Here is a 25,954-nt window from a genome sequence, read left to right on the forward strand (position 1 = left end):
ATAATGCGACCAAATAACGAATCTGGAGCGAGCACTATGATCCAATCTGGACGTAAACCGCTCTAAGACTTTTAGCCCTTCATGGAAAAACCGGGGATAGCCAGCGGATTGTCGGTTAGCGCCTGTGCATCAGCCTGATCAATACGCGGCTTGCCTAAAAACGCATCAAACAGATCACGTATATAGGTCTCATCCAGATCTTTGGTAATCAGAACCAGACGTGTCTGATATTTGCTGTCCTGCAATTCCTGCGGCCAGCTTTTCAGACGCACAGGCGGATGCAAAATCTGCTGCACACCGTGAATAACCAGCGGTCGTTCAGCATCTTCTGCAACAGCGATAATCCCTTTCATGCGCAGTAATTTGTCGCCGTGGGTAGAGCGCAGCAAATCCAGAAACATTTCAATGGCTGCAAAAGGTACCGGCGCATCATGTTTCAGCGAGAATGAACGGATTGTCTCATCGTGATGGTGGTGATGATGATGTCCATGTTCACCGTGATGATGGCCGGAACAGCCTGCACCATGTATCTCACAAACGTGGTCGTGATGGTCATGATGATCATCATAACTGTCTGCTTTCAGCCAGTTCTGCACGTCCGGTGTCTTGCCTGCCGGATTGTACAATCCGCAATCAAACAAAGCTGCATAACCGATATCGTCTGCAACATTGTCATAGATTTCGGCTGCCGGATTAAGGTTTCTGATCCGCGTCTTTAAAGCTGCAAGCTGTGCTGTATCGGCAAGATCAGATTTGGTCAGAACAATCCGGTCGGCAACAGCAACCTGTTTCACGGCCTCGATATGGGCATCCAATGTCGCCATACCATTCACAGCATCAACTGCGGTAATCACACCGTCCAGTTTCAGAACCTGCATTAAAACCGGATGCCCCATCAGCGCCTGCAATACCGGCACCGGATCAGCCAGACCGGTTGTCTCGATCACAATGCGCTGCAAAGCGTTGATCTTGCCCATCTGGACCCGTTCAATCAGATCCGCCAGCGTATCCACCAGCTCACCGCGAACGGTGCAGCAGAGGCAACCGTCAGCAAGCTGGATAACCCCGTCAGCCGTCTGCTCAACAAGCAGATGATCTATACTGACATCACCAAATTCATTGATGATAACCGCCGTATCCTGCAAGGCAGGATCTTTCAGCAGCCGGTTGAGTAATGTGGTTTTTCCTGCTCCCAGAAAACCTGTGAGCACAGAAACGCTGATCGGTTTGAAGGACATGTTAATTCACTGCTGTTGTCAGATTACCGCGCATAGGACGCTGCAGCGGAATCGGTACTTGTGAAATATGCAGCACGCCGCCTGCCTGCACTTCCGGTGCTTTGGCAACCAGTCCGACAGGAACCGCAACCGGTTCACGGGTCATCGCCGTAATATAAGGCGAATTGATTTTCAAACGGCCTTCCACATCACGACCGTCCCAGCGGTCCGACATAGCCTGCTGACTGCAAATCTGCGCCCGCAAATCTGTGACCTGATTATTATTGCTGCCATAAGGCACAAGGCTGGCAAGTGTTGCACCGCCGCCGCCACGGGTAGCAAACCCATTTTGCAGCAATTCCGCAGCCTGCACAGCGCGGTCTTCCTGTTTGGCAGCACCCAGCACAACAGCAACAATTGTACGGCCGTTTCGGGTTGCAGAGCCGGCGAGGTTAAATCCGGAAGCGCAGATGAAGCCGGTTTTCATACCGTCAGCGCCGTTAAACCGGCCGAGCAGAATATTGTAATTGGCCTGAACTTTTTTGCCCTCACCCGGATCAATCGCTTCCGTATTAAAGTAATGGGCATATTCAGGAAATTCACGACGCAGCTGCGCGGCAAGCAAAGCCATATCGCGCGCGGTCGAATAATTGTTCGGATCAGGCAGACCATGCGGATTGGTAAAGTTTGAACCGAACATGCCAATGCGTCTTGCCTCGGCATTCATCATTTTTGCAAATCCGGCTTTGCTGCCGCCAACGGATTCAGCCACCGCAACGGACACGTCATTGGCGGATTTCACCATCATGATTTTCAAAGCACTGTCCAGTGTCATCACCGAACCGGCCTTATAGCCCATTTTGCTCGGCGGTTCTTTTGTCGCTGCAACAGACATACGCACCGGCGATTCCAGTGTTTTCTGACCGGAGCGCAAAGCACGGAACACCACATAGGCTGACATCATTTTGGTCAGCGATGCCGGATACCAGCGCTTAAAAGCATCATTATGCGCCAATACCTTACCGGTCGACACATCAACAGCCATGTAGGGATTGGCTTGCGCCACTGAAACAGCCTGCGAAATTGCAAGGCATGAGACAGTCATTGCCAGAACAGATTGTTTTAAAATATTCGGGATCATGGGATGACCACCTTTCAAGGCGTAATATTCGGTATTCAGATATCCGGAACTATATCCTGCTTCACCGCAGATCAGAACCTGCATTTGTTTTGTCAGGTCTACAAACGGTATAAAGCGGCAAAAATCCGGTCATCAGAAAAAATGCCTGCACATTTTTCTTAAGTAAACTTTTCTACCTCAGACACCGCATAAAAGGCAAAGACCGATTGGCGAAATTTTATAAAACACACTATGTTATCTGAGAGCGTTGTGTTTTACCCACACCCGCTCATAGTGTGTATAATTTTATTGCATCATTACTGTGACGAGTGATTTCAGTTTTATGCAGTCCACATACCGCCTCGCTCATAATGCCTCGGAGGAGAGGCACACAGGTTCGGAGAACAGAAATGCCGCTTTTAGATCGCGCCGCACAATTAAAACAGGAAGTCAGCCTGTGGCGCAGACATTTACACAGCAAACCGGAATTACTCTATGACGTGCATGAAACTGCGGCATTTGTAGAACAAAAACTGCGTGAATTCGGCTGTGATGAAGTTGTGACCGGTATCGGACGCACCGGTGTTGTCGGCGTCATTAAAGGCAAAAAAGGTGCGGGTCAGGCAATCGGTCTGCGTGCGGATATGGATGCATTACCGCTAACTGAAACCGGCACACCGGAATGGGTTTCGCAAAATCCGGGCAAGGCACATTCCTGCGGCCATGACGGTCATACATCCATGCTGCTCGGTGCTGCAAAAATTCTCTGCGAGACCCGTGATTTCTACGGCGAAGTCATCGTCATTTTCCAGCCTGCCGAAGAAGGCGGTGCCGGTGGTCTGGCTATGGTCAAAGACGGTATGATGGAGCGCTTCAATATTGTTGAAGTTTACGGCATGCATAATATGCCGGGCATTCCTGTCGGTGAACTGGCCGTTTGCAAAGGCCCGATCATGGCCGCGACTGATGAGTTTACCATCACCATCAACGGCAAAGGCGGCCATGCCGCACAGCCGCATCGCAATATTGATCCGATCGTCATCGGCTCCCAGCTGGTCACCGCATTGCAGAGCATTGTTTCACGTGGATCAAACCCGCTGGATTCACTGGTAATCTCGGTCACCAAATTTAATGCCGGTGAAGCTTACAATATCATTCCGGAAAAAGCCGTGCTCGCGGGCACAGTACGCAGCCTCACAAAGCACAACCGTGCTTTTGCCGAACAGCGTATGCGTGCCCATTGTGAAGCCTTTGGTCTGCTCAACAATATCAAGATCGATCTTGATTTTAAAAACAACTATCCGGTGACATTCAACCATTCCGGCCAGACAGAAATCGCCGCCGATGTTGCTGACAAGGTCAGTATCAATGGCCCGATCACCCGTGAAGTTGAACCAATGATGGGTGGTGAGGATTTCTCCTATATGCTCGAAGCGCGTCCGGGTTGCTATATTTTCCTCGGCAATGGCGAGAGCGCAAACCTGCATCATCCGGCCTATGATTTTAATGATGATGCCCTGCCCTTTGGCATGAGCTATTGGGTTGAGCTTGCACAATATCGTCTCAAAGACGCGCAGCTAGCGCCGGCTGAGAAAATCGCAGCCTGATCTCAGACTGCAAATTAAACAGGTTTCTGTTCAGCGAAGAGGCATAATCCCCTCTTCGCTTTTTTATTTCTCATCAGACTATTCCGGTATTTTCTGCCCTGCCTGCCCTTGGCTTACGGTCAAAAAATCAGTATGTGTGCACCATACTATCCGGTCCCGTAGCTCAGTAGGATAGAGCGACAGATTCCTAATCTGTAGGCCACTGGTTCGAATCCAGTCGGGATCACCATTTCTCTCTCCCCCTACCAACCGCTTGTATGAACGGAACAAAAACCTAAGTAAGGTTTAGTTGTTCAATAAAGCGGATTCTGGCCATGAATGATAATCAAGAGACTGTAACAAAACCGGCACTGCATATGGCCTTTAAAACCGATATTCTGATTATTGGTGCCGGACAGGCCGGTTTATCATCTGCTTATCATCTGCAAAAACTGGGTCTGAAAGCAGGCCGCAATTTTATCATTCTCGATAAATCGCCCGATGCCGGCGGCGCATGGCAATATCGCTGGCCTTCCCTCACACTCAGCACAGTAAACCGGATTCATGACCTTCCGGGTATGTCTTTCGCAGATGTTCTGGAGCCCGAAGTATCAGAGGTCAAAGCATCCATTGCTGTTCCCCGATATTATGCGGCCTATGAAAAGAAGTTTCATTTGCCGGTTTACAGACCGGTGAGCGTCAATGTTGTTTGTGAGCGCAATGAGCGTTTTCGTATTGAAACCGATAGGGAAACTTTCACTGCCCGCGGATTAATCAATGCCACCGGCACATGGGAGACACCGGTCATACCGCATTATACCGGTGCTGAACTTTTCAAAGGACAGCAGCTTCATACCCGCGATTATCAGACAGCTGAAGCATTCATCGGTAAACATGTTGTCATTGTCGGTGGCGGTATTTCCGCTCTGCAGCTGCTTGATGAAATTTCACAAGTCACCACAACAACATGGGTAACCCGCAGCGAACCGCAATTTCGTGAAACACCATTTACAGAAGAAGATGGCCGAGCAGCTGTGGCTATTGTCGAAGATCGTGTCCGCCGCGGTTTGATACCCGGCTCTGTTGTTTCTGTAACCGGTATTCCCCTCACCCCTGCTTTGCATGCTGCCCGTGAACGTGGTGCATTAAACCGCCTGCCAATGTTCAGCGAGATAACAGAAACAGGTATCCGTTGGGCAGACGGCACAGAACAACGTGCCGATGTCATCTTATGGTGTACCGGCTTCCGCAGCTCACTGGATCATCTTGCACCATTACAAATCCGCGAAACCAATGGCGGCATTATTATGGGCGGCAGACTGGCAACAGAAGTTGTCAAAGATCCGCGCATTCATCTGGTTGGGTATGGATCATCGGCATCAACCATCGGAGCCAATCGCGCAGGCGCTGCAGCAGCTAAAGAGCTGAGCGAATATCTTGAGCTGAATAAACAATATGCATAACGGATTTTGATTTCGTGAAATCGATAAATCATAAAAAATGCCGTTAAGTTTTTGCTAACCACGATGATTCACGTGAAACAACTATGCTTTTACCGCCACGCCTGCCGGTAAGAATAGCGCTAAAGTGTCCGCCTCTTGACTATCCCATATGATGCGCGTTGACCTCTCTCCGAGAACTGATTATTCGTTTTGATCGGGACGCGGAACAGAGGGAGATTTTCATGCGTACACTTTTCCTGGCTTTGCTGTCGACAGCTATGGCCACAACAATGATTGCTGCACCGGCAAATGCCAAAGATGTCAGTGTTGCTGTCACAGCAATTGTTGAACATCCGGCTCTTGATGCTGCCCGCGACGGTGTAAAAGATGCACTGGCCGCAGCCGGTTTTAAAGAAGGTGAAAATCTGAAATTCACCTATCAGTCTGCTCAGGGCAATCCTGCGACAGCTGCACAGATCGCCCGTCAGTTCATCGGTGAAGCACCGGATGTAATTGTACCGATCTCCACACCATCTGCGCAGGCCGTGGTTTCCGGCACCCGTGATATTCCGGTTGTGTTTACTGCCGTGTCTGATCCGGTTGGCGCACAGCTTGTTAAAAGCATGGAAAAGCCTGGCGGCAATGTCACCGGTCTGTCCGATCTTTCACCGGTTGCTGATCACATCAAACTGATCAAAGAAGTAGCTCCGAATGTAAAGACCATCGGCTTCCTTTATAATTCCGGTGAGGCCAATTCGATTTCGCTTCTCGAAGGCCTGAAAGTTGCGGCCAAAGAAGGTGGTCTGGAAGTGGTTGAATCAGCTGCAACCAAATCGGCTGAAGTTCAGGGCGCAGCCCGCGCTTTGATCGGTAAAGCAGACCTGATTTATATCCCGACCGACAACACTATTATTTCTGCGCTTGAAGGTGCGGTCAGTGTTGCGGAAGAAGCCAAGATTCCTCTGATGACTGCCGATACAGATTCCGTCAGCCGCGGTGCTTTCATCGCTCTCGGTTTCAACTATTATGATGTTGGCAAGCAGACCGGTGAAGTTGTTGTCCGTATTCTGAAGGGCGAAAAGCCAGGTGATATTCCGGTGAAAGTTGCCGCCGGTACAGATCTGGTTGTCAATCTGGTTGCAGCAAAGAAAATGGGGATTGAAATCCCGCAGGCTGTGGTCGACCGCGCAAGCAAAGTCATCAAAGAATAATCTATATTCTAGAGCGCCGTGTGCCAGACTTGGCACACAAAACTTGCTCTAACACTTTAAAATTAGAGCATAATTTTACCTTAAACTGATTCAAGTTTAAGGAATTATGCTCTAGCCGGTAAAGCAGCTTTACCGGTTTTTCATCATCCGGATATTCGGGTTCAATTTTTAAGACCTCAATATCCGGATCATCTCCTTTGTATCTTTTAAATCCGGCACAGACCGCAAAACAAAAGATACTCAGATTTCAACAGGCAGGCTGCCCCGTATTATCAGACGGTCAAAACAGAACTGTGATTGACCCGTTTGAGAGTGCCGGCCGTCTGCACAAGCCGAAGGAACATTATTGTGAGTCTGATCGCTTTTTGGGGTGCGGTCGAATTAGGTCTGGTCTTTTCATTTGTAGCCCTCGGCGTATATCTGTCGTTTCGTGTGCTTGATTTTCCAGATCTGACTGTGGATGGTTCCTTTCCACTCGGCGCCGCTGTTACTGCTGTTTTAATTATTGCCGGTGTTAATCCGTGGCTTGCCGCGCTGATTGCCATGATGGCAGGCGCTGTTACCGGACTTGTAACCGCAACATTGAATATCCGCTTCGGCATCCTTAATCTTCTGGCCTCCATCCTTACCATGACTGCGCTTTTCTCAGTCAATCTGCGTGTGATGGGCAAGCCGAACGTCGCTCTGATTAATCAGGATACAATGATCTCACCTTTTTATGGATTAGGTGTTCCTGAATATTATGTGCGTCCGCTTTTTGTTGGCGTTCTTGTTATCATCGCCGCCCTGCTCATCTGGCGTTTTCTGGAAAGCAATATCGGCCTTGCCATGCGTGCAACCGGTACCAATGCGCGTATGGCACGCGCACAGGGCGTGAAAACCGATCGTCAGATTTATCTCGGCATGGCTATGTCCAATGCTCTGGTTGCTCTTGGCGGCGCATTATTTGCCCAGACAAACGGCTTTGCAGATGTCACCTCCGGTGTCGGTACAATTGTTGTCGGTCTTGCCGCGGTGATTATCGGTGAAACATTATTCCGCACGCGCTTTTTGCTTTGGGCGCTGATCGGCTGTATCATTGGTTCCATACTTTATCGTATCGCCATCCAGCTGGCGCTGAGCAGTGATTTCATCGGGCTCAAAGCATCTGACCTTAATCTGGCAACAGCTGTACTGGTGACACTGGCACTCATTCTGCCACGCCTTCGTCGCGGAGGAGCTTCCAAATGATTGAAGTCTCAAATCTTGGTGTTGTATTCGGTCGTGGCACACCTCTGCAGAAACAGGCACTTTCCGGCATCAATCTGAAGATTGAAGAAGGCACATTTGTTACCGTGATTGGTTCCAATGGTGCGGGTAAATCAACCCTGCTCGGTGCCCTCGCCGGTGATGTTCAGGCCTCTGAAGGAAAAATCCTGATCGGCAATAAAGATGTCACCAAACAATCGACCGCTGACCGTGCCTCCATGGTAGCACGCGTGTTTCAGGACCCGCTGACCGGCAGCTGCGGGGCATTGTCGATTGAAGAGAACCTTGCCCTCGCTGCCATGCGCGGCCAAAAGCGTGGCTTGTCCCATGCGCTTAATCATAAGCGTCGTGAACTGTTCCGCGAGCGCATTGCAGGGCTTAATCTCGGTCTGGAAAACCGTGTGCAGGATCGTATGGATCTGCTCTCCGGTGGTCAGCGTCAGGCACTGTCTCTCATCATGGCCACCCTGACAAAATCAGAAGTCTTGCTGCTTGATGAACATACGGCTGCGCTTGATCCGGGCATGGCAGATTTCATCATGAAACTCACAGCCAAGTTGGTCAGTGAAAACAAGCTGACGACGATGATGGTAACGCACTCCATGCAGCAGGCACTTGATTACGGTACCCGTACAATCATGCTGCATGGCGGTAATATCATCCTCGATGTTTCCGGCGATGAGCGTAAGAACCTCACTGTTAAAGACCTGATTGATATGTTCAAAAAAGTACGTGGTGAAACACTGGATGATGATGCATTGCTGATCCAATAAATAGGACTGTCATCTGAAACTTGAAAATGCCGCGCTCATCCCGCGGCATTTTTATTTGAAAGCTGAAACACGGATTTCACTTTAGCTGCCTTTGTTGTAAGCAGACATATGGCACAGAAAAAAGCACATGAAGTTGACGGGTTTCTCGCGCGTCCGGCTCAAACCGGAACGGTAGTCTTGCTCTATGGTCCCGACAAAGGTCTTGTTAGTGAGCGCGGCGCAAAATTCGCCAAATTGACCGGCCTGCCTCTCGATGATCCGTTTGCGGTTTTGCGCATTGAAGCGGATGAAATAGACAAAGACCCTGCCCGCCTGATCGATGAAGCCAGAACAATTTCCATGTTCGGCGGAGATCGTCTGATCTGGATTAAAAATGCTTCGGCACAAAAAAATCTGGCTGAGGCCGTTAAAAACCTAATTTCAGAACCACCTCAGGACACCTATATTCTGGTTGAGGCCGGTGATCTGAAAAAAGGTGCAGCACTGCGCACCAATGTGGAAAACGGCTCCACAGCCATGGCTCTGCCCTGCTATAGCGATGATGCGCGCGGCATTGACGGTTTGATCGACGATGTGTTGCAAGCCAATCATTTGCAAATTTCCAATGATGCCCGTCAGTTTCTGCGCCTGAGCCTTGGTGGCGACCGTCTGGCCACACGCGGTGAACTTGAAAAGCTTTGCCTTTATGCGCGCGGCCAGCAGCGTATTGAGCTTGAAGATGTGCGGGAATCTGTCGGCGATGTCGCCGCTCTTTCTCAGGATGAGGTAATCGACGCTGTTCTGATCGGTGATCTGCCAAAGTTCAACATTGCCTTTGACCGCGTGGTTAATACCGGCACCCACCCTTTCCTGCTCGTCAATTCGGCTATCCGCCAGTTCAGCCAATTACAGACATTGCGCTATGCTATGGAAACAGGAAATCTACCGGCAGGACTTGTTGTCAATTCTGCAAAACCACCGATTTTCTTCGCCCGTAAAAAGCTGGTTGAGACGGCTTTAGGACTCTGGAGCGTTGCAGCGCTCAACAAGGTGACAGACAGGCTTCAGCGCACAGTTCTGGAAAGTCGTCAGAATTCGGCACTTTCAACTGCAATCATCAGACAGGCTTTTATTGCTCTGACAGTAGAAGCAATAAGAAATAAACAAAGACGTTGATTTCATCATAATAAAAAAGCCGGTACTCAGACCGGCTTTTCTTTTATTTTTTAGTAAATCAGCTTTGCAAGCGGCGACAAATTTCATCCAATTGTTCAAGAGAACTATAACGGATGCGAACTTCACCACCACGATCACGATGATTAATTTCAACTTTCATACCGGTTACATCAGAAAGCAGTTTTTCTAATGCCCGTGTATCAGCATCTTTTTCTACCGGTGCACGTTCTGGCTTAACCGCCGGAATACCCTTGCTCTCAGCCTGAGACAGAGCCTCAACCTGACGGACTGACAGACCTTCTTTGACGATGCGTTCTGCAACAGCCTGAGGATTTTCCATTGTAATCAGTGTGCGCGCATGACCGGCAGTCAAAGCACCATCATTGATCAGTCCCTGCACTTCTGTCGGCAGTTTAAGAAGACGCAACGTATTTGCAACATGACTGCGGCTCTTGCCGATAACCTGCGCCAGATCGGCCTGCGTATAATCATGCTCATCAATCAGCAGCTGATAGCCCATTGCTTCTTCAACAGGGTTCAGATCAGCACGCTGAACGTTTTCGATAATTGCCAGCTCAAGAGCAACGCGATCATCCACATCGCGCATAATAACCGGAATTTCGGTTAAACCGGCACGCTGTGCCGCACGCCAGCGGCGTTCACCGGCAATCAGCTCAAAATGCTCACGATTTTCCGGTGCCGGACGCACGACAATTGGCTGTACAATGCCATGTTCACGAATGGACTGTGCCAGATCTTCCAGCTCAGCTTCCGTAAAAATGCGACGCGGATTGCGCGGATTACGGCTTACAAATTCAATAGGCACATAACGTTCAAGCGGAACCGGTGCCTTACGTTCTTCCACAGGCCGGTCGATATCCCCAATCAGAGCTGCCAGACCGCGACCAAGACGCTTTTTTGAAGGATCATCGTTCATCAGTTGAATGCTTTCTGCAAATTGTTACGTAGTCGAATCGAATAGTCAGTTTCATGCTGCGGTACGAAGCTGGCGTTCCCGCTGGATCACTTCGGATGCCAGTTGAAGATAGGCCTGACTTCCCGCGCATTTCAGATCATAAAGAATAGCCGGTTTACCATGAGACGGTGCCTCCGATACCCGCACGTTGCGCGGAATAACAGTCCGGTAAACCTTCTCGCCCATAAAGGCGCGCACGTCATCAACAACCTGATTGGCCAGATTGTTTCGGCTGTCATACATGGTCAGCACAACCCCCTGAATCGACAATTCAGGATTAAGCGAATTGCGCACCTGATTGACAGTTTCGAGCAACTGGCTCAGACCTTCCAGAGCAAAAAACTCACATTGCAACGGCACCAGAACAGAGTCTGCGGCAGCCATTGCATTCAATGTCAGAAGATTGAGTGACGGCGGACAATCAATCAGAATATAGCTGAAATGATCGGCAATACCTGAATCAAAGCGCAGCGCATCACGCAAACGTCTGGTTCTGTCCGGTGCATGGGAAATTTCCATTTCAATACCGAGCAAATCCAGTGTCGATGCAACCAGATAAAGATTTGGTACATCAGTCGCAATTGCTGCATCCGGCACAGAAGCATTCTGCGTCAGCACATCATAAGATGACAATGGACGATTTTTACGGTCTACTCCAAGTCCGGTACTGGCATTGCCCTGCGGATCGAGATCAACAATCAATACATTTTCACCGATTGCAGCCAAAGCAGTCGCCAGATTAATAGCCGTTGTGGTTTTCCCCACACCGCCTTTCTGGTTCGCGATCGTTATAATCCGTGTTCTGTTATTCATAATAATTGTCCCGAATAACTTCCGTTTTCAATGCTCATTCAATGTCATTGCCATTCAACGGCGTTGTAAATTACTGATTTCCAAAATGACTGAATCCGCTTCTATTGCGCTTCCATGTCGTACAAGGTCAAATTTCCAGTTCAGCAGACTTTCATCAATTTCACGCTGATAGTCCCGCCCTTTTTGAAACAAAGCCTTAGCACCTTTTGTCATCCACGGTTCTGTCAGTTCAAACAGCTTGTCCAGCGAAGCCAAGGCTCTGGCAGTGATGATTTCCGGAACCTGAATTTGCTGATAACAGCTTTCAATTCTGGCATTCACAACCTGTCCGCGCGTCTGGAACTGAGCCAATGCATTTCTCAAAAACGCTGATTTCTTACTGTTACTCTCAACCAGTCTTATTGAACCGCCGGTTTCTTTCAGCAGTATTGCCAAAACCACACCTGGGAAACCGCCGCCTGATCCCAAATCCAGCCACTGTTTTGCTTGAGGTGCCAGTTTAAAAAGCTGAACACTATCAAGAATATGTCGTTCCCACAGTGTTTCCAGTGTATTCGGCGAAGCCAGATTGATTGCTTTGGACCATTTTTTGAACAGCGTTTCAAAACCAATCAAATCATCGGCTGTTTCACGTGAAACAGATGGGTATATTTGTTTCAGTGAATCAAAATATTTATCTTTTGTCATGCTGGTTTTGCCAAATCACCCGAAATATCCTGTGCAATACCATGTCTGCGGATATGTGTTATCAATAATGCGATTGCAGCAGGCGTCATCCCCTCAATTCTTTGCGCTTCTGCAATATTTGAGGGCTGGCGTTTCTCAAGTTTTTGTTTCAATTCAAGGGACAGACCAGAAATTGTCGAGAAATGTATTGATCGTGGTATAATCAACTGCTCTTCGCGTTCCATCACAGCAATATCAGCTGTCTGGCGATCCAGATAAACGGAATATTGCGCTTCAATTTCCAGAGCTTCTTTTGTCGCAGAAGACAAACCAGAAAGCTCCGGCCAGACTTCTGTGAGACGCTCGAGATTAATATCCGGATAGGAAAGCAGATCATAAAGCGTGCGGCGAATCCCATCTTTGTTGAGATTCAAACCAAAACCAGCCGCAGCATTCGGTGTAATGGACAAAGATTGAGCAAGCTCCCTTGCCTGATCCAGCTCTTGTTTTCTGTCATTAAAGCGTGTTTGCCGCGCTGAACCAATAAGTCCCCAGTTTTCACCCAAAGGCGTCAAACGACTGTCGGCATTATCTGCACGAAGTGAAAGTCTGAACTCTGCACGCGATGTAAACATGCGATATGGTTCACTAACACCACGCGCTGTCAGATCATCAATCATCACACCGATATAGGCTTCTGTACGCTGAAGAATAACCGGCTCACTGCCACCGGCATGTCGGGAAGCGTTCAAACCAGCAAGTAAGCCTTGTGCTCCGGCCTCTTCATAACCGGTTGTACCATTAATTTGGCCAGCTAAGAACAGACCTTTAACCCGACGTGTTTCAAGACTGCGCTGCAACTCACGCGGATCAATAAAGTCATATTCAATAGCATAGCCCGGCTGCAGCATCTCGGCATGCTCCAATCCGGGTATGGTTTTCAAAATATCAAGCTGCACATCTTCCGGCAGGCTGGTCGAAATACCATTCGGATAAACAGTATCATCATCAAGACCTTCCGGCTCAAGAAAAATCTGATGCCCGTCACGGTCACCGAACTTGACGATTTTATCCTCAATCGACGGACAATAACGAGGGCCAATGCCTTCAATATTCCCTGAATACATTGCCGAGCGATGGATGTTATCGCGGATCAATTGATGCGTCGCATCCGTTGTCCGTGTAATTCCGCAATCAATTTGTGGTACTGTGATCTTATCCGTCATCATTGAAAACGGAACCGGATCTTCATCTGCTGATTGTTTATCCAGACTTGCCCAGTCAATCGTCTTGCCATCAATACGGCAAGGCGTACCGGTTTTCAAACGACCTAAAGCAAAGCCAAGACCAATCAAACGTTCAGATAGTCCTAGTGCCGGTTTTTCACCCATGCGTCCAGCAGGGATAGTTTTCTCACCAATATGAATCAGGCCATTCAAGAATGTTCCACTTGTCAGCACAACAGATGCACAATTGATAATTGTACCATCCATGAGTTGAACAGCTTTGACTACACCATTTTCAACGAGAATATCTGCTGCACCACCTTCAATGACCGTCAGGTTTTGCTGTTCTCTGATGAAGTTTTGAATAGCCAGACGGTATAATTTGCGATCCGCCTGAGTGCGCGGGCCACGAACAGCAGGACCTTTACGACGATTCAATAGACGAAACTGAATACCTGCCTGATCAGCCGCCTTGCCCATCAAGCCATCAAGCGCATCAATTTCACGGACAAGCTGTCCCTTTCCTAATCCGCCAATAGCTGGATTACAGGACATAACACCAATCGTATCAAAATGATGCGTTACTAAAGCAGTTTTAGCGCCGGTTCTTGCTGATGCTGCGGCAGCTTCTGTACCGGCATGACCACCACCAATAACAATGACGTCGTAAAAACCTGTCATAATCATATCCAAAACTTGTTTGGTTTCACGTGAATCATCATTCTCATGTTCTCTCTGAAAAGGGAACACATAACTCAAGAGTGTACAAGAATTTCAGAAGTGGGAATCTGTCGACTCAGAATAATTCAATCGAGTCAAATTATGTTTTTAGATTCCACAGAATGTTTCACGTGAAACATCTCTGATTGTTAATCAGTCTATATCATGAAATTTGTTTCACGTGAATCATTTTCCGATACAAAATTGAGAGAATACGAGATCGAGAATATCCTCTACGTCTACGTCACCGGTAATTTTTCCAAGGTGTTGGGAGGCGATACGTAGATTTTCAGCTCTTAATTCCAATGGTAGAGTTTTCGAATTAACGGCTTTCTCAATTTCAGATTTGCATTGATTTAATAAATCAATATGTCTGCGGCGCGTCGGAACAACATCGTTTTGAAGTTTTGTTTTCTCTGAAATATAAGCACTCAACCTGTCCAGAAGGTTATTGATGCCTTCATTATTTTTGGTAGAAATCAAATAATCATAGTTTGGTATGGTTTCAGATTTAAGATCGGCTTTGTTTCCAATCGTCCAGATATCTGTCTGGAACTCAGAAATATCTACCGTGATGGGATTTGATATATCCTCTATGTATAAAATCAAATCTGCTTCCGCAGCTTTATCCATTGCGCGCTGAATACCAATCTGTTCAACTTTACCGGAGGTTTCCCGAATGCCGGCTGTGTCTGTTACATAAGTTGCAACGCCATTCAGATTTAGCTTCACTTCAAGCAGATCGCGTGTTGTGCCGGCTTCATCAGAAATAATTGCCACATCACGTGCAGCTAACAAATTCATCAAACTGGATTTTCCGGCATTTGGTGCGCCAATAATAACAATATGAAAACCGTCACGCAGCATCGAACCGCGCTTGCCATCTTCAATATGCTTTTCAATCTTTACACTAAGATCCTGCATCTCACTCCAGACGCGATCCGATACTGATCCCGGTACATCGCCTTCATCGGCAAAATCAAGTTCCGCCTCGATAAATGCACGCGCTTGAATGAGTTTTTGTCGCCAGTCCATGTAAAGATTGCGTTGCGCGCCGGAAGCAACTTGCTGCGCTAAACGTCTTTGCGTTTCTGTTTCAGCGGAAATCAGATCGGCCAGCCCTTCGGCCATCGTCAAATCCATCTTGCCATTCGCAAATGCGCGACGCGTAAATTCTCCGGCTTCGGCTAAACGGCATTTTTCAAATTCTGACAGGCTTTCCAGAAATTTTTCCACCACAGCAATTCCGCCGTGAATATGAAATTCCGCACAATCTTCTCCGGTAAAGCTCTTTGGGCCTTCAAAAAAGAGTGTCAATCCACTGTCCAGAACTTCTCCTGTTTTGCTTCTAAGATTACTAAATACGGCTTTTCGCGCTTCCGGCAATTTTCCAATGATAGTTTCAGTAATGAATCGAGTTTGTGGGCCTGATAATCTGATAATTGCTACACCCGAAGGCAAACGTCCGCTTGAAAGCGCAAAAATAGTATCGTGATGAAAAGACTGCACTGACATCGAAAATCCGTTACAAGTTAAGAGAATGATTGCCGTTCTTTAGCTGCCTTAAGCACTACTGTATCGGCTTGAAAATCGGAAAGGCAAAGCCATGAACCCGACGCAAAGCCCGACACAAAACAATGCCAGCTCTAATCGCCTTCATACAGCGAACAGCACATATTTGAAACAGCACAGTGCAAATCCGGTCAACTGGCAGCTCTGGGACAATGAAGCGCTCGAACTCGCTCGTATTCATGATAAGCCGATTTTGCTTTCGATCGGCTATTCCGCCTGTCACTGGTGCCATGTCATGGCGCATGAATGTTTTGAGGATGAGCAAGTTGCTCAACTGATGAATGAGCATTTCATCAATATTAAGGTGGATCGGGAAGAACGACCGGATATTGACCAGATTTATATGTCAGCCCTCACAGCCATGGGAGAGCAAGGTGGCTGGCCGCTCACAATTTTTCTGACGCCGCAGGGGGATGCTTTTTGGGGTGGCACATATTTTCCAAAACATGCCAATGGTCGTCTGCCCGGCTTTATGGATATTCTTCAAAGCCTCGGCACTTTATGGAAGAATGACCGCGAGCGAATTAATGGCAATGTGGCAGCGCTTAAAACACATTTGCAGACTGTTTTAACACCGGATGCTAAACCTGCTGAGAATAATGAAAGCGCTTTCCAACGCTATGCTGATACAATAGCCAGACGTATTGATACGACATATGGCGGTCTCAGCGGACAACCTAAATTTCCAAATTTTCCGTTCATGTCGATGCTCTGGACATCATGGAAAATCAGCCAGCAACAACAGCATCATGATCTGTTTATTCTCAGCACGGAGAAAATGCTCAATGGCGGAATTTATGACCACCTTGCCGGTGGCTTAGCCCGCTATAGTACCGATGCATTCTGGCTCGTGCCGCATTTTGAAAAGATGCTTTATGATAATGCGCAGACGATCAGGCAGTGCCTGTGGGCATGGAGCAGCACGCATAATCCATTGTTTCGGGTTCGAATCGAAGAAGTTATTCAATGGTTGTCATCTGAAATGGTGTTGCCTGATGGTGGTTTTGCCTCCGGTCTTGATGCTGACAGCGAAGGTGTTGAAGGCAAATTTTATATATGGGATCAGTCAGAAATAGAGGCCATTCTCGGCGAAGATGCTCCTGAGTTCATCACAAAATACAATGTCAGTCCTGCTGGAAACTGGGAAGGCAGCAATATTCTTCACCGGCTGGATATGCTGAATTTCAGCGAAGAAGATGATAAAATATTTAAACCACTGCGGGAAAAACTGCTTGGCATCAGAAATCAGCGAACCAGACCCGGCCGCGATGAAAAATGTCTGACAGACTGGAATGCCTATTTCATTCGTGCTTTGGCTGAAGCTGCCCGTGTTTTTGAACGTACCGATTGGCTGGAACTCGCAAAAACAACCTATCACCTATTATATCCTCAACAAGGCGCAGCGATCAGCCATGTCTGGTCAAAGACAGCATCAAAGCTCCCTGCCCTGTCCTCTGATTATGCAGCACTCATCAATGCAGCTTTGTCGCTTTATCAGGCTGATCCGCAGCAAAACTATCTTGAAGATGCCAAATCATTGCTGATCGCGCTTAATCAGCACCATCTCGATCAGAATGGTGATTACCGGCTAACAGCTTTGGATAATGATGATGTGATTTTCTATCTTTTTGGCGATCAGGATGAAGCTATTCCAAGCAGCACCAGCCAGATTATCGAAGCCTGTACAAGACTGGCGCTGATAGCTGAGGATGAAGAGCTTTTAATAAAGGCCGACAGACTTGCAGAGCGTGCCTTGGGGCGCGGTCAAACAATGGCTTATGGACAAGCAGGAATTCTCAATGCCTCAGTGCAACTGCTTGATCCGGTTAAGCTTGTGCTGATTATTGAGAATAAAGATGACGATTTATACCGCTGTGCATCACGTCATGCCGATCCTTGCCGTATAGATATCATTCTAAGCCGTAGCCAAGCCTCACAGCAGCCGCAATGGGCTTCTTTCCTGTCTCTGGCTGGCGAACGCTCCTGTGCCATTCTGTGCCGCAATCAGGTCTGTTTACCGCCGGTCTATTATGCCGCTGATCTTGAGAAGCTGCTCTAGAGCGATTTATTTCCAGATTGAAACACAACGCACGCTCTAGATTCTTTATTTGGTCGCATTATCACAGCCGTCAAGTTGATCCAACTTGACTGTGAAATGCTCTAAACAAAAACGCCGCCCTTTTGAGGCGGCGTTTTTAATATCAGCATAATGAAACAAATTACGTATTCATTGAATCGAAGAATTCAGCATTATTCTTCGTCTGCTTCAGCTTATCGATCAGGAATTCAATCGCATCGGTTGTACCCATTGGCGAAAGAATACGACGCAGAACAAAGATTTTCTGCAGATCCTGACGCGGTACCAGCAGATCTTCCTTACGTGTACCGGACTTGAGAATATCCATCGCAGGGAAGATGCGCTTATCAGCAACTTTGCGGTCAAGCACGATTTCCGAGTTACCGGTACCCTTGAATTCTTCAAAGATAACTTCATCCATACGCGAACCGGTATCGATCAACGCGGTTGCGATAATGGTCAGCGAGCCGCCTTCTTCGATATTACGGGCGGCACCGAAGAAGCGTTTCGGACGCTGCAATGCATTCGCATCCACACCACCGGTCAGAACCTTACCGGATGAAGGAATTACGGTGTTATAAGCGCGGCCGAGACGGGTGATCGAGTCAAGCAGAATGACCACATCACGGCCATGCTCAACAAGGCGTTTTGCCTTTTCAATCACCATTTCGGCAACCTGAACGTGACGGGATGCCGGCTCATCAAAGGTCGAAGATACAACTTCGCCCTTTACCGAGCGCTGCATATCGGTCACTTCTTCAGGACGTTCGTCAATCAGCAAGACGATCAGATAGCATTCCGGATGATTGGCGGTAATCGAATGCGCAATATTCTGCAGCAGAACCGTTTTACCGGTACGTGGCGGCGCCACGATCAGACCACGCTGGCCTTTACCAAGCGGTGCAACCAGATCGATCACACGGGCTGAATTGTCTTTATTGGTCGGAACATCCAGTTCCATTTTGAAACGCTCATTCGGATAGAGCGGTGTCAGATTATCAAAATGGATTTTATGACGGATCTTTTCCGGATCCTCAAAATTGATTGTATTCACTTTCAGAAGTGCGAAATAACGTTCGCCTTCTTTCGGGCTGCGGATCGGTCCTTCAACCGTATCACCGGTTTTCAGCGAAAAACGGCGGATCTGCGAAGGAGAAATATAGATATCATCCGGACCTGGCAGATAGTTGGCATTTGCGGAACGCAAGAAGCCAAAGCCGTCCGGCAATAATTCGACGACACCTTCACCGATGATTTCAACTTCCTGAGAGGCAAGGCTCTTCAGAATAGCGAACATCAGTTCCTGTTTACGCATAACACTGGCGTTTTCAACCTGCAGCTCTTCAGCGAGAGCGAGCAGATCGACAGGTGTCTTGTTCTTAAGATCTTGTAGTTTCATTTCCTGCATGGGTGCGGAACTCATATTATAAAAGATTGAAAAAAGAAAAATGCAGTTGAGCGCTCATAATGGTCATGAGGGGCATGACCGGCATCGGAAACCTGCTATTCTTGAAGGAAGGTGTCTTTCCTTAACCGGTTCCGGTGATTTGAGCAAGAGGCAGACCGCTCTGCAGCTCTATAAAATCGTCTCAGAGAGGGAAATTACGCTCTGAACAGCGCTCAAAGCGTAATTTCTTATTCTTATATAGGGATCAGAACGGCTTTACGACAACCAGAATGACGATCAAAATCATCAGAACTGTCGGAATTTCATTCACAATGCGCCAATGTTTGGTCGATTTGGTATTTTTATCCTGAGCAAACATCCGCACGCTCTTGGAAAGATAGCCGTGCAGACCGGACAGCAAAACAACCAGCAAAATCTTGCCATGCAGCCAGCCGCCGCGGAATTCAAAGATTTTCCACGCCAGCCACAGGCCTAAAACCCAGGTCACAATCATCGCCGGATTGATGATATAGCGCAGCAACCGGCGTTCCATGATTTTAAAAGTTTCGGATGCTTGTGATCCGGACTTTTCCTGACTGTGATACACAAAAAGCCGCGGCAGATATAACATGCCCGCCATCCATGCGATCACAGCAATAATATGAAATGCTTTGATCCAGAGATAGGCTGCATCAGTTGTCGCAAAAAACAACGCATAGGCTGCAATGGCAGTGATAGCGACAGCAATCACTGCTCTCACAGCAGGATTGCCTGTATTTGTGCCGGATTTATCCATTATGCACCTGCCTGACGGATACGGTTGACCATTTGAGCGACATTTTCGAGCGGCGCCTGCGGTGTGATGCCATGACCGAGATTAAAGATCAGCGGTCCCTGCCCCAGCTTCTCAAGAATGACATCAATACCTTCATCCAGAGCTTTGCCACCGGCAACCACACGCAACGGGTCGAGATTGCCCTGTACAGCGCCCTGTTGCTGTAATCCTTGAGCAAAGGTCAAAGGCACAGACCAGTCCAGTCCCAGAGCATTGACGCCGGTTTTGGCGCGGTAATCCCGATAGAGCATCCCTGCCCCTTTCGGAAAACCGATAATCACTGCATCAGGATGGGTTTCACGGACTTTTTTAACAATGCGGGCAACCGGCTTGATACAGAAATCTTCAAAGCAATCTTCATCTAAAACGCCGGACCATGAATCGAAAATCTGAACTGCATCGGCACCGCAATTAAGCTGTTCAATCAGATATTCAGCGGAAATATCTGCAAGATCAGTCAGCAGCTTGATGAAAACATCGCGGTGCTGATAGGCAAACAAACGTGCCGGTGCCTGATCCGGTGTGCCGTGGCCGGCAATCATATAGGTGGCAACAGTCCACGGAGCACCGCAAAATCCGAGCAGCGTGGTTTCATTAGGCAATTGTTCGCGCAAACGGCTGACGGTTTCATAAACAGCGCTTAATTTGGCTGCTTTACCTGTAATGTCGAGATCTTTGATTTCATCAACTGTCACAGGTGTCATTAAAGGCCCCCTTCCTTCTTCAAAGCGAAGGTCACGTCCAAGAACGTGAGGGATGACAAGAATATCTGAAAAGAGAATGGCTGCATCAAAGCCATAACGGCGGATAGGCTGAAGTGTCACTTCCGTTGCCAGTTCAGGATTATAGCACAGATCAAGAAAGCTTCCTGCCTGCTGCCGTGTCTGGCGATATTCCGGCAGATAACGTCCTGCTTGTCTCATCATCCAGATTGGTGGTGGAAAGACGGTTTCACCTTTGAGAACGTTCAGAACTTTACGTGTCATGCGATTTACCCACACCGGTTTTCCCCGGTTATCCCATAAAGAAAGTGATGATTTTTGGATTCTTATGATTCTTAGAGTCTGTTGATAACGGGGATTAAATGTTTCCCTGAGTTTTCCCACAGGACGATCATGAAAACCGGCTGATGTGGATAAATTGCCCATCAAACGGGAAAAAGCAATGCGACCAAAAATTTCTCAATAAAAACCGTAACTTATTGGAAATATCACTAAAGCTATCCTGTGGAAAACCATTGAATGAATTCCGTGCAAGTTTGAATTGCTCCTGTTACCCACAGTGTTTATTGTCACGAATATACAGTCCGGCGCGCTGTGGATGAATCCTGTTTAAATCAACAGGCAAAGAAAGACGTCTCTGAGCCGGTACTTTTTACACACAGCCATCAACAGGGATGTGAGAAATCTGTGACAAAGACTCTTTCTTACTTTCATCTTCATCTGATTTCAGATGCAACAGGAGAGACTCTCCTTGCAGCAGGCCGTGCGGCGGCCGCTCAATACAGCCATGCGCGGGCGATTGAGCATATGTATCCGCTGATCCGTACCGAGAAACAGCTGGCTAAAATTCTGGAGAATATTGATGCCGAACCGGGCATTGTTCTCTACACAGTGGTGGATCAGAAACTGGCTTTGAAGATTGATGAAGCCTGCTCGCAGATGGGTATTCCAAGCGTCTCGGTGCTGGAACCGGTGCTGGCAACTTTTCAATCCTATCTCGGTGCGCCTGCCCATCGCCGTGCCAGTGCGCAGCATGTGCTGGACGCCGATTATTTCCGCCGGATTGATGCGCTGAATTTCACGATGGAACATGATGACGGGCAATTGCCGCCGGATCTGGAAGAAGCCGATATTATTCTGATCGGCATTTCCCGCACATCCAAAACACCGACCAGTATTTATCTTGCCAATCGCGGTATCAAAACTGCCAATATTCCGTTGGTTTTAGGCATACCGCTGCCGGAAGCGCTGCTCCATGTGAAAAAGCCGCTTGTTGTCGGGCTGATTGCCAGTGCCGAGCGTATTTCTCACATCCGCCAGAACCGTTTGCTGGGTACGTCTCCGGGGCTGGATACGGAAAGCTATACGGATCGTATCAATATTGCGCAGGAGCTGGCCTATGCGCGCAATATTTGTGAGCGCAATAACTGGCCGGTGATTGATGTGACGCGTCGTTCGATTGAAGAGACAGCCGCAGCTATTCTGGCTCTGCGCCCGCGTGTAAGATCGGATGATTGATAGGTATTTTTTCACTGTGCTGTGTAGTGAAATATCTGATATTCTTCAGAGAAGTATTTTGAGCTGCGTATATGGCAGTGAGTTTTTGATATTTGAACGGAGTTTTCAATATGGCACTGCCTTTGATCCTTGCTTCTCAAAGCCCTTTTCGTGCAGCACTTTTAAAAAATGCGGGCATTCAGTTTACATCACAGAAAGCCAATATTGATGAGCGCGCTGTGGAGGCACCGCTTTATGAAACCGGTGCAACGCCGGAAGACGTGGCGCTGATCCTTGCAGAAACCAAAGCGGAAGAAGTGAGTGAACGTTTTCCGCATGCACTGATTATCGGCTGCGATCAGACATTATCACTCGGCAATGAAATTTTTCACAAGCCTGCGGATATGGACGGTGCGCGCCGTCATTTATTGGCTTTGTCCGGTAAAACCCATCAGCTGAACAGCGCGGTGGTGCTGGTGCAAAACGGCCAGACCGTATGGCGCCATGTTTCAGTTGCCAATATGACAATGCGTCATCTGGAGCCGGGCTTTATCGGCCGTCATCTGGCGCGGGTCGGTGATATTGCGCTTTCCAGTGTCGGTGCTTATCAGGTTGAGGGTGAAGGCATTCAGCTTTTCGACAAAATAGACGGTGATTATTTCACCATTGTCGGCCTGCCATTACTGCCTTTGCTGAAAGAATTGCGTGCCAGAGGAATTATTGATGGCTGAGATGAAACAGGCTTTTGTAACCGGTTTTCCGATTAAACATTCGCGCTCGCCTTTAATTCATAATTACTGGCTGCAGCGCTATGGTTTGACCGGCTCTTATAAGGCTATTGAAAACAGCCCTGAGAACTTTCCGCATTTTGCTAAAACCCTTGCAGAACAAGGCTTAAGCGGCGGGAATGTGACGATTCCGCATAAGGAAGCGGCCTTTGCATTATGTGAAAAACGTGATGCCGCCGCAGAGGCCATCGGGGCTGTGAATACGCTGTGGATAGATGCGGAAAACAAGCTCAATGGCGGCAATACGGACGCCTATGGTTTTGCCGCAAATCTCGATGCGCAATTGCCGGATTGGGACAAAGGCGGCAAAACGGCTTTGGTTCTGGGCGCAGGCGGTGCCAGCCGCGCGATACTTTATGCTTTGCTGAATCGTGGATTTGAGAAAATTATTGTAGTGAACCGTACTGTGGAACGGGCGCAGGCATTATCTGATCATTTTGGTTCAAAAATTGAAGCGGCAGGATGGGATCAGGCACAAGGCTTTGTCAGCTCTGCCGATGTGATTGTGAATACAACTTCACTGGGCATGAGCGGTCATGGCGAGGCAGAGGCCTTTCCGCTTGATTTCTCTGCAGCCAAAGCCGGTGCGGTTGCAACGGATATTGTCTATATTCCTTTGGAAACACCGTTTTTGGCTCAGGCGCGTCAGGCTGGATTACGCTGTGTTGATGGTCTTGGCATGTTGCTGCATCAGGCAGTGCCGGGCTTTGAACACTGGTTCGGCGTGCGTCCTGAGGTGACAGATGAACTGCGTCAGATCATATTGAATGATGTTCAAAAATCTTGATAGGCAGACTTATGATAAAGCTTGGACTGACAGGCTCAATCGGCATGGGGAAATCCACAACCGCACAGATTTTTGCGGATAGAGGTGTGCCGGTTTATGATGCCGATGCGGTCGTCCATCAGCTTTATCAGTCTGAAGCCGTGCCGCTGATTGCGGAAGCTTTTCCTGAAGCTGTTATTGGCGGACAAGTTGATCGTAAAATCCTGTCGGCCAGTGTTCTGGGCAAGCCGGATGAGCTTAAAAAGCTTGAGAACATTGTTCATCCGCTCGTCCATGCTAAAGAACAGCAGTTTTTGCGCGATGCTGAGGTCAAAGGTGCTAAGCTGGTGGTTCTGGATATTCCGCTGCTGTTTGAAACCGGCGGAACGAACCGTGTGGATAAAATCCTTGTGGTCAGTGCACCTTATGAAATGCAACGGGAACGGGTGCTTTCCCGAGAGAATATGACGGAAGAGAAATTTCAGTCTATTCTGGCGCGTCAGATGCCGGATGCTGAAAAACGCGCAAAAGCCGATTTTATTGTTGATACGGGGCAGGACAAAGAATTTGCCCGTCAGCAAGTTTCAGAGATTTTAAAAAAGCTGTTAAACACAGCTGTATAAGCAATTTACAGGACGAACTATGCGCGAGATTGTTTTCGATACGGAAACCACCGGCCTTGAGAAAAATGAAGACCGGGTGATTGAAATCGGCTGTATCGAGATGGTGAATAAATTCATCACCGGCAAAACATTTCATATCTATATCAATCCGCAGGGCAAAAAGGTTCATCCGGACGCATTGGCTGTTCATGGTATTACCGATGAAAGTCTGCTGGATAAGCCGACCTTTCCTGAAATTGCGGACGAGTTTCTGACTTTTATCGAAGGCGCAAAACTGGTCGCGCATAATGCGATGTTCGATATCGGCTTTCTGAATGCCGAACTGGAGCGGATTGACCGGACACCGATTTCTACCGACGTGGTGATCGATACGCTGGCTTTGGCGCGACGCAAGCACCCAATGGGGCCAAACACGCTGGATGCACTGTGTAAGCGCTATGGCGTCGATAATGCGCATCGTAAATTGCACGGTGCATTGCTCGATACAGAATTGCTGGCGGAAGTTTATATTGAGCTGCTCGGCGGCCGTCAGACATCTTTGGGTCTGAGCGTACAATCTGCCAATGAAGACAAGAACGGCAATGAACCTGTTGCAGAGATTGTTCTGAAAGCGCGTCCTCAGCCCCTGCCCTCACGCCTGACTGCTGATGATCTTGCTGCGCATCAGAAGCTCATTGATAAAATGGGTGATAAGGCAATCTGGAAAAAATATCTGAACTGATTATTGCTTAGAAAATAAAAAAGCCGCTGTGTCTGAGACGCAGCGGCTTTTTAAAACTCTTCAGATAGCTTAGTTTTTAACCTGAGCTTTTGCCTGTTCTTCAGCCATACGCTGCTGGAACATGGTGGCGAAATCGATCGGGTCGATCATCAGCGGCGGGAAGCCACCATTGCGTGTTGCATCAGCAATGATCTGACGGGCAAACGGGAACAGCAGACGCGGGCATTCGATGAACAGGATCGGCAGCATATGTTCCTGCGGAATGTTCTGAATGCGGAAAACGCCGCCATAAACCAGTTCTGTGCTGAACAGAACTTCTTTGCCTTCACCGGCCTGTGCGGTCAGGGTCAGAACAACGTCAAAATCGCCTTCAGCGATCGGATTTGCGTTCACATTAACATTGATGCTGATGTTTGGCGCATTTTCACGCGGACGCAGGGAAAGCGGTGCATTCGGGCTTTCAAAGGAAAAATCCTTGATATACTGAGCCAGAATGTTGAGGGATGGCTGTGCACTACCGTTACCGTTCTGTGCTTCGTTTGGCGTCTCTGCCATTATCATATACCTTTTTGTTAACGATGATCGACAGACCGTCGAACAGTATGACAACACATGATTTGTGCTGTAACACTTTGAAAGCTTATACAATTTTATTGTAAAACAAACTTCGCAAGAAGCAATTGAACCATAAAATTGAACCCCTGATTTCAGAAAACAATGGCTGTTGCAAAAGCAATCCGAAACATGTGTCTTTTGGCTAGCATATGTACCTTTTACAGGCAATAACGCGGCGCATTATTTGATAATACTAAA

General features: G+C 48.0%; 23 protein-coding genes and 1 tRNA gene. 13 read left to right on the forward strand and 11 right to left on the reverse strand.

The features are described 5' to 3' along the window. Nucleotides 1-71 precede the first annotated feature (71 nt). Nucleotides 72-1,238, reverse strand: a complete 1,167-nt coding sequence (locus BKD14_RS00640) for a GTP-binding protein (protein WP_075653908.1) — start codon at nucleotides 1,236-1,238, stop codon at nucleotides 72-74. A 1-nt stretch (nucleotide 1,239) separates the two neighbouring features. Continuing rightward, nucleotides 1,240-2,322, reverse strand: coding sequence for a D-alanyl-D-alanine carboxypeptidase family protein (locus tag BKD14_RS00645; protein WP_139316338.1), 1,083 nt, complete (start codon nucleotides 2,320-2,322; stop codon nucleotides 1,240-1,242). Nucleotides 2,323-2,747: 425 nt separating this feature from the next. On the opposite strand from BKD14_RS00645, the gene BKD14_RS00650 reads away from it, so the two are divergent. From BKD14_RS00650 to holA, 7 genes are all read left to right on the forward strand, one after another. Next, the gene (locus tag BKD14_RS00650; protein ID WP_075653909.1) at nucleotides 2,748-3,944 is read left to right on the forward strand and encodes a M20 aminoacylase family protein; all 1,197 of its coding nucleotides are present in this window, start codon (nucleotides 2,748-2,750) and stop codon (nucleotides 3,942-3,944) included. A 152-nt stretch (nucleotides 3,945-4,096) separates the two neighbouring features. Further along, nucleotides 4,097-4,173, forward strand: a tRNA-Arg gene (locus BKD14_RS00655). Nucleotides 4,174-4,258: 85 nt separating this feature from the next. Then, nucleotides 4,259-5,386 (forward strand): NAD(P)-binding domain-containing protein, encoded by a 1,128-nt coding sequence (locus tag BKD14_RS00660; RefSeq protein WP_175576046.1) that lies wholly within the window; start codon nucleotides 4,259-4,261, stop codon nucleotides 5,384-5,386. Between the two features lie 221 nt (nucleotides 5,387-5,607). After that, nucleotides 5,608-6,576 (forward strand): ABC transporter substrate-binding protein, encoded by a 969-nt coding sequence (locus BKD14_RS00665; RefSeq protein WP_075653910.1) that lies wholly within the window; start codon nucleotides 5,608-5,610, stop codon nucleotides 6,574-6,576. A 348-nt stretch (nucleotides 6,577-6,924) separates the two neighbouring features. Then, nucleotides 6,925-7,806 (forward strand): ABC transporter permease, encoded by an 882-nt coding sequence (locus BKD14_RS00670; RefSeq protein WP_075653911.1) that lies wholly within the window; start codon nucleotides 6,925-6,927, stop codon nucleotides 7,804-7,806. Next, nucleotides 7,803-8,597, forward strand: coding sequence for an ABC transporter ATP-binding protein (locus tag BKD14_RS00675; RefSeq protein ID WP_022709106.1), 795 nt, complete (start codon nucleotides 7,803-7,805; stop codon nucleotides 8,595-8,597). The genes BKD14_RS00670 and BKD14_RS00675 overlap by 4 nt, the downstream gene beginning before the upstream one ends. 108 nt (nucleotides 8,598-8,705) lie before the next feature. Beyond that, nucleotides 8,706-9,752: a DNA polymerase III subunit delta gene (gene holA / locus BKD14_RS00680; RefSeq protein ID WP_075653912.1), complete on the forward strand. Its 1,047-nt coding sequence runs from the start codon at nucleotides 8,706-8,708 to the stop codon at nucleotides 9,750-9,752. 58 nt (nucleotides 9,753-9,810) lie between these two features. Here holA and BKD14_RS00685 read toward each other — a convergent pair whose 3' ends face one another. The 5 genes from BKD14_RS00685 to mnmE form a co-directional block, all read right to left on the reverse strand. Next, nucleotides 9,811-10,689: a ParB/RepB/Spo0J family partition protein gene (locus BKD14_RS00685; RefSeq protein ID WP_075653913.1), complete on the reverse strand. Its 879-nt coding sequence runs from the start codon at nucleotides 10,687-10,689 to the stop codon at nucleotides 9,811-9,813. Nucleotides 10,690-10,740: 51 nt separating this feature from the next. Beyond that, nucleotides 10,741-11,541, reverse strand: coding sequence for a ParA family protein (locus tag BKD14_RS00690; RefSeq protein WP_022709109.1), 801 nt, complete (start codon nucleotides 11,539-11,541; stop codon nucleotides 10,741-10,743). A gap of 54 nt (nucleotides 11,542-11,595) precedes the next feature. After that, the gene (rsmG, locus tag BKD14_RS00695) at nucleotides 11,596-12,228 is read right to left on the reverse strand and encodes a 16S rRNA (guanine(527)-N(7))-methyltransferase RsmG (protein ID WP_022709110.1); all 633 of its coding nucleotides are present in this window, start codon (nucleotides 12,226-12,228) and stop codon (nucleotides 11,596-11,598) included. After that, nucleotides 12,225-14,120 carry a tRNA uridine-5-carboxymethylaminomethyl(34) synthesis enzyme MnmG gene (mnmG, locus tag BKD14_RS00700; RefSeq protein ID WP_075654707.1) on the reverse strand — a complete coding sequence of 632 codons (1,896 nt, stop codon included), beginning with the start codon at nucleotides 14,118-14,120 and terminating at the stop codon, nucleotides 12,225-12,227. Before mnmG ends, rsmG begins: the two co-directional genes overlap by 4 nt. 219 nt (nucleotides 14,121-14,339) lie before the next feature. Then, nucleotides 14,340-15,668 (reverse strand): tRNA uridine-5-carboxymethylaminomethyl(34) synthesis GTPase MnmE, encoded by a 1,329-nt coding sequence (gene mnmE / locus BKD14_RS00705; protein WP_075653914.1) that lies wholly within the window; start codon nucleotides 15,666-15,668, stop codon nucleotides 14,340-14,342. A gap of 91 nt (nucleotides 15,669-15,759) precedes the next feature. On the opposite strand from mnmE, the gene BKD14_RS00710 reads away from it, so the two are divergent. After that, nucleotides 15,760-17,784, forward strand: coding sequence for a thioredoxin domain-containing protein (locus BKD14_RS00710; protein WP_075653915.1), 2,025 nt, complete (start codon nucleotides 15,760-15,762; stop codon nucleotides 17,782-17,784). Between the two features lie 160 nt (nucleotides 17,785-17,944). Here the strand turns inward: BKD14_RS00710 and rho are convergent, their stop codons facing one another. The 3 genes from rho to hemE form a co-directional block, all read right to left on the reverse strand. After that, the gene (gene rho, locus BKD14_RS00715) at nucleotides 17,945-19,210 is read right to left on the reverse strand and encodes a transcription termination factor Rho (RefSeq protein WP_022709829.1); all 1,266 of its coding nucleotides are present in this window, start codon (nucleotides 19,208-19,210) and stop codon (nucleotides 17,945-17,947) included. Nucleotides 19,211-19,454: 244 nt separating this feature from the next. Next, nucleotides 19,455-19,985, reverse strand: a complete 531-nt coding sequence (gene hemJ, locus BKD14_RS00720; RefSeq protein ID WP_075653916.1) for a protoporphyrinogen oxidase HemJ — start codon at nucleotides 19,983-19,985, stop codon at nucleotides 19,455-19,457. Beyond that, complete coding sequence (hemE, locus tag BKD14_RS00725) at nucleotides 19,985-21,010, reverse strand: uroporphyrinogen decarboxylase (RefSeq protein ID WP_022709831.1); 1,026 nt, start codon at nucleotides 21,008-21,010, stop codon at nucleotides 19,985-19,987. Before hemE ends, hemJ begins: the two co-directional genes overlap by 1 nt. Nucleotides 21,011-21,433: 423 nt before the next feature. On the opposite strand from hemE, the gene BKD14_RS00730 reads away from it, so the two are divergent. The 5 genes from BKD14_RS00730 (at nucleotide 21,434) to dnaQ (ending at nucleotide 25,141) form a co-directional block, all read left to right on the forward strand. Continuing rightward, nucleotides 21,434-22,264 (forward strand): pyruvate, water dikinase regulatory protein, encoded by an 831-nt coding sequence (locus BKD14_RS00730; protein ID WP_075654708.1) that lies wholly within the window; start codon nucleotides 21,434-21,436, stop codon nucleotides 22,262-22,264. 110 nt (nucleotides 22,265-22,374) lie between these two features. Next, nucleotides 22,375-22,974 carry a Maf-like protein gene (locus tag BKD14_RS00735; protein WP_022709833.1) on the forward strand — a complete coding sequence of 200 codons (600 nt, stop codon included), beginning with the start codon at nucleotides 22,375-22,377 and terminating at the stop codon, nucleotides 22,972-22,974. Continuing rightward, a complete protein-coding gene (locus BKD14_RS00740; RefSeq protein ID WP_075653917.1) occupies nucleotides 22,967-23,818 on the forward strand; it encodes a shikimate dehydrogenase in 852 nt (283 codons plus the stop codon). The genes BKD14_RS00735 and BKD14_RS00740 overlap by 8 nt, the downstream gene beginning before the upstream one ends. A gap of 11 nt (nucleotides 23,819-23,829) precedes the next feature. Continuing rightward, the gene (coaE, locus tag BKD14_RS00745) at nucleotides 23,830-24,420 is read left to right on the forward strand and encodes a dephospho-CoA kinase (protein ID WP_075653918.1); all 591 of its coding nucleotides are present in this window, start codon (nucleotides 23,830-23,832) and stop codon (nucleotides 24,418-24,420) included. A 19-nt stretch (nucleotides 24,421-24,439) separates the two neighbouring features. Next, nucleotides 24,440-25,141: a DNA polymerase III subunit epsilon gene (gene dnaQ, locus BKD14_RS00750; protein WP_022709836.1), complete on the forward strand. Its 702-nt coding sequence runs from the start codon at nucleotides 24,440-24,442 to the stop codon at nucleotides 25,139-25,141. Between the two features lie 69 nt (nucleotides 25,142-25,210). Here the strand turns inward: dnaQ and secB are convergent, their stop codons facing one another. Next, the gene (secB, locus tag BKD14_RS00755; protein WP_022709144.1) at nucleotides 25,211-25,696 is read right to left on the reverse strand and encodes a protein-export chaperone SecB; all 486 of its coding nucleotides are present in this window, start codon (nucleotides 25,694-25,696) and stop codon (nucleotides 25,211-25,213) included. Between the last annotated feature and the right edge of the window lie 258 nt (nucleotides 25,697-25,954).

This window comes from Pseudochrobactrum sp. B5 (assembly GCF_001939785.1).
Lineage (GTDB): Bacteria > Pseudomonadota > Alphaproteobacteria > Rhizobiales > Rhizobiaceae > Pseudochrobactrum > Pseudochrobactrum saccharolyticum.

What these genes read in the sequence shown, in the direction of transcription:
- hemJ (WP_075653916.1), bottom strand. Translation starts at nt 19,985, where the DNA reads ATGGATAAATCCGGCACAAATACAGGCAATCCTGCTGTGAGAGCAGTG.
- BKD14_RS00690 (WP_022709109.1), bottom strand. Translation starts at nt 11,541, where the DNA reads ATGAATAACAGAACACGGATTATAACGATCGCGAACCAGAAAGGCGGT.
- BKD14_RS00740 (WP_075653917.1), top strand. Translation starts at nt 22,967, where the DNA reads ATGGCTGAGATGAAACAGGCTTTTGTAACCGGTTTTCCGATTAAACAT.
- dnaQ (WP_022709836.1), top strand. Translation starts at nt 24,440, where the DNA reads ATGCGCGAGATTGTTTTCGATACGGAAACCACCGGCCTTGAGAAAAAT.
- BKD14_RS00685 (WP_075653913.1), bottom strand. Translation starts at nt 10,689, where the DNA reads ATGAACGATGATCCTTCAAAAAAGCGTCTTGGTCGCGGTCTGGCAGCT.
- holA (WP_075653912.1), top strand. Translation starts at nt 8,706, where the DNA reads ATGGCACAGAAAAAAGCACATGAAGTTGACGGGTTTCTCGCGCGTCCG.
- BKD14_RS00675 (WP_022709106.1), top strand. Translation starts at nt 7,803, where the DNA reads ATGATTGAAGTCTCAAATCTTGGTGTTGTATTCGGTCGTGGCACACCT.
- secB (WP_022709144.1), bottom strand. Translation starts at nt 25,696, where the DNA reads ATGGCAGAGACGCCAAACGAAGCACAGAACGGTAACGGTAGTGCACAG.
- coaE (WP_075653918.1), top strand. Translation starts at nt 23,830, where the DNA reads ATGATAAAGCTTGGACTGACAGGCTCAATCGGCATGGGGAAATCCACA.
- mnmE (WP_075653914.1), bottom strand. Translation starts at nt 15,668, where the DNA reads ATGTCAGTGCAGTCTTTTCATCACGATACTATTTTTGCGCTTTCAAGC.
- BKD14_RS00650 (WP_075653909.1), top strand. Translation starts at nt 2,748, where the DNA reads ATGCCGCTTTTAGATCGCGCCGCACAATTAAAACAGGAAGTCAGCCTG.
- mnmG (WP_075654707.1), bottom strand. Translation starts at nt 14,120, where the DNA reads ATGATTATGACAGGTTTTTACGACGTCATTGTTATTGGTGGTGGTCAT.
- BKD14_RS00665 (WP_075653910.1), top strand. Translation starts at nt 5,608, where the DNA reads ATGCGTACACTTTTCCTGGCTTTGCTGTCGACAGCTATGGCCACAACA.
- BKD14_RS00660 (WP_175576046.1), top strand. Translation starts at nt 4,259, where the DNA reads ATGAATGATAATCAAGAGACTGTAACAAAACCGGCACTGCATATGGCC.
- rsmG (WP_022709110.1), bottom strand. Translation starts at nt 12,228, where the DNA reads ATGACAAAAGATAAATATTTTGATTCACTGAAACAAATATACCCATCT.
- BKD14_RS00735 (WP_022709833.1), top strand. Translation starts at nt 22,375, where the DNA reads ATGGCACTGCCTTTGATCCTTGCTTCTCAAAGCCCTTTTCGTGCAGCA.
- BKD14_RS00645 (WP_139316338.1), bottom strand. Translation starts at nt 2,322, where the DNA reads ATGACTGTCTCATGCCTTGCAATTTCGCAGGCTGTTTCAGTGGCGCAA.
- BKD14_RS00710 (WP_075653915.1), top strand. Translation starts at nt 15,760, where the DNA reads ATGAACCCGACGCAAAGCCCGACACAAAACAATGCCAGCTCTAATCGC.
- BKD14_RS00640 (WP_075653908.1), bottom strand. Translation starts at nt 1,238, where the DNA reads ATGTCCTTCAAACCGATCAGCGTTTCTGTGCTCACAGGTTTTCTGGGA.
- hemE (WP_022709831.1), bottom strand. Translation starts at nt 21,010, where the DNA reads ATGACACGTAAAGTTCTGAACGTTCTCAAAGGTGAAACCGTCTTTCCA.
- rho (WP_022709829.1), bottom strand. Translation starts at nt 19,210, where the DNA reads ATGCAGGAAATGAAACTACAAGATCTTAAGAACAAGACACCTGTCGAT.